The 11827-nt window shown below is 57.9% G+C and carries 11 protein-coding genes; 9 read left to right on the forward strand and 2 right to left on the reverse strand.

Annotation, left to right across the window (positions count from 1 at the left end; genetic code table 11):
- Positions 1-1767, reverse strand: coding sequence for a DEAD/DEAH box helicase (locus MHY24_RS03025; protein ID WP_239228313.1), 1767 nt, complete (start codon positions 1765-1767; stop codon positions 1-3).
- A complete protein-coding gene (locus MHY24_RS03030) occupies positions 1764-2015 on the reverse strand; it encodes a DUF3039 domain-containing protein (RefSeq protein ID WP_005325062.1) in 252 nt (83 codons plus the stop codon). Before MHY24_RS03030 ends, MHY24_RS03025 begins: the two co-directional genes overlap by 4 nt.
- 137 nt (positions 2016-2152) lie before the next feature.
- Here MHY24_RS03030 and MHY24_RS03035 point away from each other — a divergent pair, with 137 nt between their 5' ends.
- From MHY24_RS03035 to galE, 9 genes are all read left to right on the forward strand, one after another.
- A complete protein-coding gene (locus MHY24_RS03035; RefSeq protein ID WP_239194026.1) occupies positions 2153-2527 on the forward strand; it encodes a DUF3099 domain-containing protein in 375 nt (124 codons plus the stop codon).
- A 15-nt stretch (positions 2528-2542) separates the two neighbouring features.
- A complete protein-coding gene (locus MHY24_RS03040) occupies positions 2543-4114 on the forward strand; it encodes a class I SAM-dependent methyltransferase (RefSeq protein ID WP_239228314.1) in 1572 nt (523 codons plus the stop codon).
- A gap of 42 nt (positions 4115-4156) precedes the next feature.
- On the forward strand, positions 4157-4600 hold the full coding sequence (gene dtd / locus MHY24_RS03045; protein WP_239194028.1) for a D-aminoacyl-tRNA deacylase: 444 nt from the start codon (positions 4157-4159) through the stop codon (positions 4598-4600).
- Between the two features lie 358 nt (positions 4601-4958).
- Entirely contained in the window at positions 4959-6374 is a 1416-nt protein-coding gene (locus MHY24_RS03050) for an HAAAP family serine/threonine permease (protein ID WP_204608729.1), read from the forward strand.
- Positions 6375-6420: 46 nt separating this feature from the next.
- The gene (locus tag MHY24_RS03055) at positions 6421-7794 is read left to right on the forward strand and encodes an L-serine ammonia-lyase (RefSeq protein ID WP_204608726.1); all 1374 of its coding nucleotides are present in this window, start codon (positions 6421-6423) and stop codon (positions 7792-7794) included.
- Positions 7795-7953: 159 nt separating this feature from the next.
- Complete coding sequence (locus MHY24_RS03060) at positions 7954-8733, forward strand: transcriptional regulator (RefSeq protein ID WP_239194030.1); 780 nt, start codon at positions 7954-7956, stop codon at positions 8731-8733.
- A 182-nt stretch (positions 8734-8915) separates the two neighbouring features.
- Complete coding sequence (locus MHY24_RS03065) at positions 8916-9929, forward strand: sigma-70 family RNA polymerase sigma factor (RefSeq protein WP_005325073.1); 1014 nt, start codon at positions 8916-8918, stop codon at positions 9927-9929.
- Between the two features lie 222 nt (positions 9930-10151).
- The gene (locus MHY24_RS03070) at positions 10152-10829 is read left to right on the forward strand and encodes a metal-dependent transcriptional regulator (protein WP_005328577.1); all 678 of its coding nucleotides are present in this window, start codon (positions 10152-10154) and stop codon (positions 10827-10829) included.
- 2 nt (positions 10830-10831) lie between these two features.
- Positions 10832-11818, forward strand: coding sequence for a UDP-glucose 4-epimerase GalE (gene galE / locus MHY24_RS03075; RefSeq protein WP_204608719.1), 987 nt, complete (start codon positions 10832-10834; stop codon positions 11816-11818).
- Positions 11819-11827 lie beyond the last annotated feature (9 nt).

Here is an 11827-nt window from a genome sequence, read left to right on the forward strand (position 1 = left end):
CTACCACTTGCGCAGATAGTCGATGCGCTCGCGCAGCTGCTCGGCATTGCACAGCGCGGTGGGCGGGCCGCCACAGGCCTTGCGCACCTCAGTATGGATAGCACCATGCGGGCGGCCCGAGCGCTGGGCAGCGATGGATACGACCGTATTGAGCTCTTTGCGCAGCTGGCCTAGCTCATCGACGACTCCGGTGTCGCTGGACTCAGACTCCATAGACTTCTTCCGCGAGGCCGGCGCATAGTCCATGCCGTAGAGCTTACGGCGGTGAGCTTCCTCCGCCTCAGCAGCGCGCCGCGCCTTTTCCTCCGCTTCGCGGCGGTCCATTTCTTCGGATTGCTTCTTGCGCAGCAAGTCTTTTACTTGGTCCGCATCCAGTAGCCCGGGAATGCCAAGGAAATCCGCTTCCTCATCGGTGGTCATATCCCCGGTATTGAACTGAGAACCGTTGTAGAGGAGCCCCGAAAACTCTGCCTCGGCACCAAGCGACTCATAAGACTTCTCCAGCATGTCTGGTTCGGTCTTTTTCTGATTCGCCTGCTCTAGCAGTTCGTCGTCCCAGCCTTCCTTGTCGGGCTTTTCTTCACCCAAGACGTGGTCGCGGGACTTTTCCATATTTTCCGCCAAGCCCAGCAGCACAGGAACCGATGGAAGGAAAACCGATGCCGTCTCGCCCGGCATGCGCGAGCGCACGAAGCGGCCGATGGCCTGGGCGAAAAAGAGAGGTGTCGACGCCGAGGTAGCATAAACGCCCACCGCAAGGCGCGGGACGTCGACGCCCTCGGACACCATGCGGACTGCCACCATCCACTCATCGGTGGACTCAGAAAACTCCTGAATGCGGTCCGAGGAACCGGGATCATCAGACAAAATCACCGACACTGGCGTATTAGAAAGCTGTTTGAGGATCTTGGCATACGCGCGTGCGGTCGTCGTATCCGAAGCCAGCACAAGGCCGCCGGCATCCGGCATATTGCGCCGCATTTGCATCAGGCGGGTATGCGCCGCCTGCAGCACAGCAGGGATCCACTCACCCTTGGGGTCCAAGGCGGTGCGCCACGCTCGGGCGGTTTGCTCCGCATTCATAATGTCGCCCAAACGGGCTGCATGTTCCTCGCCGGCCGAGTCGCGCCAGCGGGCTTCGCCAGAGTAAGAAAGAAAGACAACGGGGCGCACGACGCCGTCGGCAAGCGCATCGCCATAGCCATAGGTATGGTCCGAGCGGGATACCTTGTGCCCCTCCCCATCGTCCACGTATTGGACGAATGGAATGGGCGAGTCATCGGAGCGGAAAGGCGTACCGGTCAAGGCCAGGCGGTGATTGACATCGTCGTAGGCTTCCTTGACGCCATCGCCCCAGCTCTTGGCGTCGCCTGCATGGTGAATCTCGTCAAGGATCACCAAAGTGCGCCGAGCCGAGGCCACCGCGCGGTGCTTGAAGGGGTGCATACCCACCTGCGCATAAGTCACCACGATGCCGTCCATCGAGGGATTAACGGCGGAGGAATTGCTAAACGCCGGATCTAGAGCCAGACCCACGCGCGCGGCAGCGCTCGACCACTGGGTCTTGAGGTGTTCGGTAGGCACCACCACGATTACGCGCTCGACCGTACGGTCTTCCATGAGCTCGGTGGCAATGCGCAGTGCGAAAGTAGTCTTTCCGGCGCCCGGGGTCGCCACCGCCATGAAGTCCTGCGGCTTAGTGGCGAGGAATTTATCGAGGGCGGATTGCTGCCAGGCGCGAAGGTTAGTCTTTTTAAAAGTCCTCACTTGCGGCGCAGACCCTTATACACACGCTCACAATCGGGGCACACCGGAGAACCCGGCTTTGCCTGCTTGGTCACCGGGAAAGTTTCGCCGCACAGCGCAACGACGTACTTGCCGTTCACCGCGGAATCGAGGATGTGATCCTTTTTGACGTAGTGGAAGAACTTCGGCGTGTCATTATCCGTCGTCGAAGTGTCTTCACGAATATCTGGCCGTTCAATTGTCTTCGTAGTCGTAGTCACGCACTCCATTTTGCCGCATCGGCATCGAACTTTGCGAGTCAGGCGGCTACCCTTGGAGAACATGTACACGTCATGCACGCCAACCACTGCGCCCTTCTCCCCTTATCGAGGGAACGCCGATGCGCACGAGGGGAGCCGAGTCTAGGTTGTTTGGCAAAAAAGAGCGCTACCTCATCACAGATGCCAAGCTCTCGCCTGGCCAGGACCGCAAGCGCCGCGAAATCCGGTACGGAATCTTTCAGTTTTTGCGCGTTCCTTCCCTGCTCATCGCCGGTTATTTCCTCTATATGCATTGGTGGCTTTTAGCCGCCATCATTGTGGGCGTGACATTTCCCCTCCCCTGGATAGCCGTGGTGATTGGCAACGGCCGGGGAGAAAAGAAGGATAAGCGCGAGAAAAACGTGTACAAGCCAGCCATGAACCGGCAGCTTTATAGCCAGACCCACGCCCCACAGGTATCCGGCGGCACTGCCCGGCCTATTGAGGCACACCACGACATCATTGATCACGAAGAAGAGTAAAGGATTCCTGCCTACATGACGACCGCTTTTGGCCCCGACTTTGATGCCACCGCGCTAGCCACGCTGGCCGCAGAGCTTTCCGACGTCTTTACCGCCGCCGGTTTTACTACCGATGGCGTAGCCGGGCACCTAGGTCCGGAAGTTACCGAGGCCCTCTTCCGCGGCGAACCCGCACCAGTTGCGCTCGCCGCGCACAGCGAATCTCAATTGGATCTTTTGATCCGCTTCTTCCTCCTGCATGAACACCTACCGGCCACGCTTTTGGGCGAGGCGGTAGGCGCGCGCTTGGCTACCCAGTTGCTCGATGCCAATGTTGCGCTTGCCGACGCCCATGGCAAGGCCTACATTGCCCTCGATATCCGCCCCCACACCATCGTTGGCGCCAACCGTCTCATCTTCTCCGACGTCGACGCCTCCTTGGTCGACCACGTACCTGGCCCAGACCATGTGCTTGGCGTTGGTGCGGCAAGCCTTTCGCTGCTGCAATCCACGCCAGTAAGCCCAGTGGGCAGCGTCTTAGATCTAGGCACTGGCTCGGGCGTCCAATTGCTGGGGCAGCTCGATTGCGCTGAAAAGATTACCGCCACCGACGTGCATGAGCGTGCATTGGAGTTGGCCGAGGCTACCATTGCCGCTACTGGCGATAGCGAGAAAGTGGAATTGCTGCAAGGTTCGTGGTTCGCCCCCGTAGCCGGCCGCCGCTTTGACCGCCTCGTAGCTAACCCACCTTTTGTTGTTGGCCTTCCCGAAGTTGGCCACGTCTACCGCGATTCCGGGTTAAATCTGGACGGTGCCAGCGAGCTGGTTGTCTCTCGGGCCACCGATCACCTAACCCCTGGCGGCACGGCTCACCTTCTGGCAGCTTGGGTACACACCAGCGGCGAGACCTGGCAGCAACGCGTTGCCTCCTGGCTGCCAGACAAGGGAATTGCTGCCTGGATCATCCAGCGCGACGTAGCCGATCCCGCACTCTATGTGTCCACCTGGCTCGAGGATGAATCCCTGGATGTACGCTCCCCTGAAGGACAACAGCGCTCTCGCGCCTGGCTGGAACATTTCCAGCAACATGAGGTCAATGGCATTGGCTTTGGATTTGTCGCTATCCGACGCATCGGCGACGATGAACCTGCCGATATCTTGGCCGAAGAAATGCCGCAGGCCTTTAGCGACCCACTTGGACCTGAAGTAGAAGAATACTTTGCCCGTGTGGCGTGGTTGCGCGACCTAGTACCCGGCGAGCTACAGGGAAAGCACTTCCAGGTACGCCCGGGGCTGGCACGCGAAGATATCAGCACCCCAGATGGGGATTTGGGCCAGGGATTTACACGGGCCGCTCTACGCCTTACTCGCACCGACGGTCCGCGCTGGAGCCACGAAGTAGATGAACACATCGCTGCCATTGTCGCCGGACTCAACCCACAGGGCTTGAACCTGGAAGAAACCATTGGCCTGTATGCGGCGGCGCACGGATTCGACGAAGCAGAACTTACTACTGCTGCCCTACCCGCCGTGATCGATATGGTCCGACATGGCCTGCTTATCCCAGCTGATCTCCTCTTGGATACCGATTCGCCGGACCTCAGCTAGATCCACACTGTCCCCCACTCGTTATATAAGGAGAAGTAAACCATGCGCGCAGTTTTGACTCGGGTATCAGAGGCCACAGTGACCGTCGATGGAGAGACCGTAGGGGCCATTACTAGTCCCGAAACCGGTGGCCTTCTCGCTCTAATTGGGGTCTCACGCGAGGATATGGATGGTTGGCAGCCCCGCGCTGAGAAGATGGCACGCAAGATTGCAGAACTGCGCATTCTTGATGGCGAAGTGTCAGTCATTGATGCCGGAGCGCCCGTGCTTGTGGTGAGCCAATTTACTTTGTACGGCCGCACTGCCAAAGGGCGACGCCCTTCGTGGGCGGATGCCGCTCCAGGACCCGAGGCCGAACCGGTCATCGCGGCGATTATTGCGAGCCTCAGGGAACACGGCGTGTCAGTAGAAACAGGCCAATTCGGGGCTAAAATGCGCGTTTCCTCTGTGAGTGAAGGACCTTTCACCGTCTTGGTAGAGACCTAGCCCGCACCCTCAATTTCCGCCCCACGAGATCTGAAAATCGTGTTAAGCAGTCCCTTTTACAAACGATTCCGTGACGTAAACCACTTTTCCGGATTTTGTGTAAAGCAAGCCATAAAGCGCAAGGGAATGCAAATTCTCAGAGAGTGATAAATGCCCTACTCGCAGTGCAATAATTTATTATCATTCTGCAAGATTTTGTTCTATACTGAAGGCACAGCGAAGCAAAAGGGCTGGACATGCAGGATGCGAGATAGTTTCTCAAAATCCTACAAACGCAAAATTGAGTGAGAAAATTTTTCTCACTCATGGTTGCAGAAGCCCAAACGCTTCGGCCGACCAACTAGATGTAGGAAAGAAAATGTCCCACTCAATCACGCGGCGCAACAAGGCCCAGCACCCAGAAAACCAGGCTGAGATGCCTGAGGATCTCAAGGCCTCCAAGGCAGCTCCCTCATCCAAGGAATCCGCACCCGCCCCTGGCATTGACACCCCGTTCGATGGCCAGAAGGGTGCACCGAAGTGGAATAAGGAAGACACCGTATGGATGCTCTCCCTGTTCGGCACCGCAATCGGCGCTGGTGTCCTCTTCCTTCCCATTAACGCCGGCATCGGTGGCATCATCCCGCTTATCATCATGACGGTCTTAGCACTGCCTATGACCTACTGGGCTCACCGCGGAATGACCCGCTTGGTACTGTCCAGTTCCAAGCCAGACGGTGACCTCACGGACGTCGTGGAAGAGCACTTTGGCAAGAAGGCTGGTGTGCTCATGAACATCCTGTACTTCCTGTCGGTCTACCCCATCCTGCTGGTCTACTCGGTCACCATCACCAACACGGTCAACTCCTTCCTGGAGCACCAGCTCGGAATTACTCCTCCGGACCGCTGGCTTACCTCCCTCCTGCTGGTAGGCGGCCTCATCCTAATCGTCCGCATGGGCAAGGACGTCGTAGTTCACGTCATGTCCTATTTGGTATACCCATTCATCGGCATCTTGGTTCTGCTTTCCCTCTACCTCATCCCGAAGTGGAATACCGCGCTCTTCGATTCCTTCGACCTCAACGTCGCTCGCGAGGCTTCTGGCCACAGCATGGGCGTTACCCTGATGCTGCTGGTTCCGGTTATGGTCTTCTCCTTCAACCACTCCCCGATGATTTCCTCCTTCGCCGTTGACCGCCGCCAGACCTACGGCAAGTTCGCTGAGGCCAAGTCCCGCAAGACCTTGCTCCGCGCAGAAATCCTCATGGTCGTCGTGGTTATGTTCTTCGTCTTCTCCACCGCTCTAAGCCTCTCCCCGGCTGACATGGCGGACGCTAAGGCACAAAACATCACCATCCTGTCCTACTTGGCCAACCACTTCGATAACCCACTTATCCAGTGGATTGCCCCAGTCATCGCCATGATTGCAGTTGCTAAGTCCTTCCTCGGCCACTACCTCGGCGCAGCCGAAGGCTTCGAAGGCCTCGTCATCAAGGGCAGCAAGAACGCAAGCAAGGACGACGCAGAGTCCGCTCACAAGCTCGATACCATCACCCTCATCTTCATGCTGGTCACCGCTTGGCTCGTCGCCTGGGCTGACCCATCCATCCTGGGCATGATTGAAACCCTGTGTGGCCCGACGATTGCCATCATGCTCTTCATCATCCCAATGGTCGCCATCCACAAGGTCCCAGCGCTGAAGCGCTACAAGGGCATGGCTTCCAACTACTTCGTCTTCTTCATGGGCCTCGTCGCCCTAGCAACCATCATCTACTCCATCGTCCAGGCCTTCTAAGTACCGCCGCAGACGAGAAAATCGCAGAGGATTCAAGGAAAGAACAATGTTCATCAGCATCTTCGATATGTTCAAGATTGGCATCGGCCCCTCAAGCTCACACACCCTAGGCCCAATGAAAGCCGGCAAGGCTTTCGTGGACGAACTCAAGGAAAAGGACCTCCTTGACAAGGTCACTCGAGTTCAGGCAAATGTCTACGGCTCCCTCTCCCTCACGGGCATCGGCCACTCCACAGACAAGGCCATCCTCCTCGGCCTCGCCGGTGAAGAGCCAGAGACAGTTGATATCGACGGCATCTCCGAATTCATGAAGAACGTCCGCAGCAGCGAGAAGCTCATGCTGGGCGGCTCCCACGAGGTGGAATTCCCCAAGGACGGCGGCTTCTACTTCCACGATGAGTACCTCCCAATGCACGAGAACGGCATGTGTCTTATCGCCTTCGCCGGCGAGGAAGACATCCTGCACAAGACCTACTACTCGGTCGGCGGCGGTTTCATCGTCAAACAGGAAGACTTTGCCAAGCGCACGGACGCCAAGGTTGATATCCCCTTCCCGTACGCTAGCGCCGCAGAGATGCTCGAGCTGTGCGAGAAGAACAACATGACCCTCCCGGAGCTTGGCTTGGCCAACGAGTTGGCCCTGCGCTCGGAAGACGAAGTCAACGAGCACCTGCGCAAGGTCCGCGATGTCATGTACACCGGCATCGAGCGCGGCTCCGCTACCGACGGTCCGCTTCCAGGTTCCCTGCTTGTCCCCCGCCGCGCCGCTGCCCTGAGGCGCCGCTTAGAGCAGTCCGAACCGCACGATGGTCTGAACATCCTCAGCTGGGTCAACATGTTCGCACTGGCTATCTCTGAAGAGAATGCATCCTGTGGCCGCGTTGTTACCGCTCCCACGAACGGTGCCTGCGGCGTTGTCCCGGCGGTACTGGCCTACTACGACAAGTTCGTTGAGCCCGTCACCACCGAGATGTTTGCTGATTACATCTTCGCCTGCAACCAGATTGCTTCCCTGTACAAGATGAACGCTTCCATCTCTGGCGCTGAGGTCGGCTGCCAGGGTGAGGTTGGTGTAGCGTGCTCCATGGCTGCTGGCGGTCTCGCCCAGCTCATGGGCGCTACCCCAGAGCAGGTTTGCATTGCAGCCGAGATTGGCATGGAGCACAAGCTAGGCCTGACCTGTGACCCAGTCCTTGGACAGGTTCAGGTCCCCTGCATTGAGCGCAACGCTGTCGCTGCCGTTGACTCCATCACCAGCGCCCGCATGGCGCTGGAGCGCGAGAGCAAGCCATGCGTTTCTTTGGACGAAGTCATCTGGACCATGTATAAGACTGGTAAGGATATGAACGCCAAGTACAGGGAGACCTCACAAGGTGGCCTGGCCCTAGCAGTTCACCCACCAGTTCCGGTGTGTGGATAGAGACCACCCTGTAGAGAAGCGATGAGCCGGGTGAGCACAGCGCTAAGCCGCTTGTGTTCACCCGGCCTTCTTGGCGCTAGTTCCCCCCCTTCCGCCTACTCGCTTCCGTGTGATATCTTCTCTATAACCTGACAGGAATTAAAGGACATGCTTCAGCTAATGAATTTCCCTAGCGGCAGTGCCTCCGAAGAAAATTTCCTCGAGCAGTACATTCCCCTCGTCGAATTCCTCGGTAAGGCAATGGGCCCCAACACCGAAATCGTGCTGCACGATCTCGACGTCCCCGATAAATCCATCATGGCCATCGCCAACGGCCACATCTCTGGCCGGCAGCTAGGCGGCCCCGTGACCGACTTCGCTCTGTGGTTTATGAAACAAGGCGATGCCGCAGCAATCCCCATGATGACCGGCTACCGCGCCGTCAATGCGGAAGGCAAAATTTGCCGCTCTTCTAGTTATTTCATCCGAGACGACTCTGGCCATATGCGCGGCATGCTGTGCATCAATGTTGACGTCTCCGAGTTGGTACACATTCGCGATACTGCCGCCGCACTTATCGGCAACGCCGATGATCCCGCATTTGATAAGTCGAAGGCCTTCGGCGGCTATCCCGGCACGGAAGAGCAGCCGCAGCGACCCGTCGCGGTACCAGACCCGGCTCCAGAAGACGAGGCTGCGGAAGAGGAGCCAGAGAAGGAAGAAGTCAGCGAGTCTTTGCGTTCCAACGTAGAGAACCTTCTAGATTCCATGTTGAATTCCGCAATTTCTAACCAGAGCACGCCAGTACCTCGCATGCAGCGCGAGGAGCGACTCGAAGTGGTCTCTGACCTTGAGGATGCAGGATTCTTCCTTCTTAAAGGCGGAATTGCCGCGGCAGCGACGCGCCTAGGCGTATCTGAACCGACTATCTACCGCTACCTCGTCCAGGTGCGCGGATAGTAGTTCCACATACCAAGCTATTCGCAGCTCGTAACCGTTCCCCGTGGTACCTCTCCCCCGAAAAGGTGGAGTTGTACCACGGGGACCAACTGTTTTTACTAATTCTCTCTGCACTGGGAACTAAATCGCTAAAGACTCCGTTGTACTGTGTGAAACCGGCGACAAATTCAGGAGGCTTCACTATGACGAAGACATCTGCCACCACCGCCAAGGGCACTTCAAGTGCCACTACTGATGAAGAACAGGAAGTAGACCGCGGATCTCGCCGCAACCAAACCAACGATAATCCTTCTGCCGACCTCGTCCGCGTCTATCTCAACGGCATCGGCAAGACCGCACTGCTCAGCGCGGAAGATGAGGTAGAACTCGCTCAGGCCATCGAGGTTGGACTGTACGCGGAGTACAAGCTCAATAACGCAGAAAAGCTCACCCGTGCCGAAAAGCGCGACCTAAAGATCCTCGCCCGCGAAGGCAAGAAGGCACGCTCCCACCTGCTCGAAGCCAACCTGCGCCTAGTTGTCTCGCTGGCCAAGCGCTACACCGGCCGCGGTATGCCACTGCTGGATCTCATCCAGGAGGGCAACCTAGGCCTTATCCGCGCAATGGAGAAGTTCGATTACGCCAAGGGATTCAAGTTCTCCACTTACGCCACTTGGTGGATTCGTCAGGCGATTACCCGCGGCATGGCTGACCAGTCCCGCACCATTCGCCTCCCAGTCCACTTGGTTGAGCAGGTTAACAAGCTTTCTCGTATTAAGCGCGAGATGTATCAATCATTGGGCCGCGAAGCTACCAACGAGGAGCTTTCGGAAGAATCCGGTATTGATGAGAACAAGATTGAAATGCTGCTGCGCCAGTCACGCGATCCGGTCTCTCTCGATATGCCGGTAGGTACCGATGAAGAAGCTCCTTTGGGCGACTTCATTGAAGATGCAGAAGCTACCGATGCTGAAACTGCGGTCGTCGCATCTATGCGCCACTCCGATATCCGCGGTGTGATTGACACCTTAGAGAAGCGCGAGCAGGACGTCATCCGCCTGCGTTATGGCCTCGATGATGGTGTTCCGCGCACCTTGGATCAGATAGGCCGCCGCTTCGGCCTTTCACGCGAGCGTGTACGCCAGATTGAGCGCGAAGTCATGGCAAAGCTGCGCGATGGAAACCGCGCCGATCGCCTGCGCGAGTACGCTTTGTAATCCACGCCTACTGCATTCGGCAGCACATCCTATCCCCGGGCCCATTTGGCAACGTACCGCCATGGGCTCGGGGTTTGGCGTGGATAAGGCATCGGCTTGGTTCCTAGCGGCGAGCCAAGCCTTGGGTAGGCTAATCTGGACTGCAGAGTCTAGAAAGCGCTTTCCCGTTCTTGGACGGGACTATAGCCGCGTAACTGTATTCACACAGAAAGGTATGCCCACGTGAGGGACCTAGTTGATACAACGGAGATGTATCTGCGGACCATCTACGAGCTAGAGGAAGAAGGCATTACTCCCCTGCGCGCCCGCATTGCGGAGCGTTTGGAGCAGTCCGGACCTACGGTTTCTCAGACTGTGGCCCGCATGGAGCGCGATGGCCTTTTGCACGTGCGCACCGACCGCAGTTTGGATCTCACGGACAAGGGCCGCGACCTAGCAACCGCAGTCATGCGCAAGCACCGTTTGGCAGAGCGTTTGCTTACCGACGTCCTGGGGCTCGACATTGCCAAGGTCCACGACGAGGCCTGCCGGTGGGAGCACGTCATGAGTGAAGAGGTGGAAAAGCGCATGGTCGCCGTTCTCGATGACCCGACGCGGTCCCCCTTTGGCAATCCTATTCCGGCACTGTCTGCACTTGGCTTCGATGTTCCGCAGCCGGACCAGGGCACCCGGGCGGTCGATCTCCCCAATGGCGAGCAGGTCTCCGCGACCGTCATCCAGGTCAATGAAATCCTGCAGGTTGATGATGGCACCTTCCAGGAGCTCACCGATGCCGGCATTCGTGTGGGCGCCAAGGTATCTGTGGTCAATAACAGCGGCACGATCACACTGTCGACACCGGAAGGTGGCAGCGTCGTGCTTTCCGACGATTTGGCGCACGCAGTGCGCGTGGAGGTATAGCTATGAAGCTTCTCGTTACCGGTGGCGCCGGCTACGTGGGCAGCGTCTGCGCCGCAGTATTGGTCGAACAAGGCCATGACGTAACCATCATCGATAATTTCTCCACCGGCAACCGTGAGGCCGTTCCGGAAGCCGCCCGCGTCATCGAGGGCGACGTCGCGGACAAGGCTGCCGATGTCCTGGGCGAAGGTGGCTTCGAAGGCGTCATTCACTTCGCTGCGCGCTCCTTGGTGGGCGAATCCGTGGAAAAGCCAGATGAGTACTGGCAGCACAACGTCGTTACTACCCTGACACTGCTTAATGCCATGCGGGATAACGACGTCAAAAACCTCGTCTTTTCCTCCACCGCTGCAACCTACGGTGAGCCCGACCAAGTCCCGATTACGGAAGACATGCCAACCCAGCCCACCAATCCGTATGGTGCGACCAAGCTGGCCATCGACTACATGATCACGTCCTTTGCCCACGCCTACGGCCTGGGCGCTACCTCGCTGCGCTATTTCAATGTGGCTGGTGCCTACGGAAATATTGGCGAGAACCGCGAGGTAGAAACCCACCTCATCCCCATCGTGTTGCAGGTTGCTTTGGGCCACCGGGATAAGATCTTCATGTTCGGCGATGACTGGGATACCGCAGACGGCACCCCAGTGCGTGACTACATCCATATCCGCGATCTAGCCGACGCCCACGTGCTTGCCCTCGAGTCCAACGAATCTGGCAAGCACCGCATTTACAACTTGGGTTCTGGCGATGGGTACTCCGTCAAGCAAGTCATCGAGATGTGTCGCAAGGTCACCGGCCACGATATTCCGGCTGAGGTGGCCCCGCGCCGCGCGGGCGACCCAGCTACGCTCATCGCTTCCTCAGAGAAGATTCAGCGGGAACTCGGGTGGAATCCCACCCGTACGGACCTGGAAACCATCGTCACCGACGCGTGGAACTTCACCCGACAGCTTGGCGATAAGGCACATTCCGCAAAGCGGTCCTAGACGCCGCGC

Source organism: Corynebacterium sp. ACRPQ, from assembly GCF_022347225.1.
Classification (GTDB): domain Bacteria; phylum Actinomycetota; class Actinomycetes; order Mycobacteriales; family Mycobacteriaceae; genus Corynebacterium; species Corynebacterium tuberculostearicum_D.

What these genes read in the sequence shown, in the direction of transcription:
- MHY24_RS03030 (WP_005325062.1), bottom strand. Translation starts at nt 2,015, where the DNA reads ATGGAGTGCGTGACTACGACTACGAAGACAATTGAACGGCCAGATATT.
- MHY24_RS03040 (WP_239228314.1), top strand. Translation starts at nt 2,543, where the DNA reads ATGACGACCGCTTTTGGCCCCGACTTTGATGCCACCGCGCTAGCCACG.
- dtd (WP_239194028.1), top strand. Translation starts at nt 4,157, where the DNA reads ATGCGCGCAGTTTTGACTCGGGTATCAGAGGCCACAGTGACCGTCGAT.
- MHY24_RS03050 (WP_204608729.1), top strand. Translation starts at nt 4,959, where the DNA reads ATGTCCCACTCAATCACGCGGCGCAACAAGGCCCAGCACCCAGAAAAC.
- MHY24_RS03055 (WP_204608726.1), top strand. Translation starts at nt 6,421, where the DNA reads ATGTTCATCAGCATCTTCGATATGTTCAAGATTGGCATCGGCCCCTCA.
- MHY24_RS03060 (WP_239194030.1), top strand. Translation starts at nt 7,954, where the DNA reads ATGAATTTCCCTAGCGGCAGTGCCTCCGAAGAAAATTTCCTCGAGCAG.
- MHY24_RS03065 (WP_005325073.1), top strand. Translation starts at nt 8,916, where the DNA reads ATGACGAAGACATCTGCCACCACCGCCAAGGGCACTTCAAGTGCCACT.
- galE (WP_204608719.1), top strand. Translation starts at nt 10,832, where the DNA reads ATGAAGCTTCTCGTTACCGGTGGCGCCGGCTACGTGGGCAGCGTCTGC.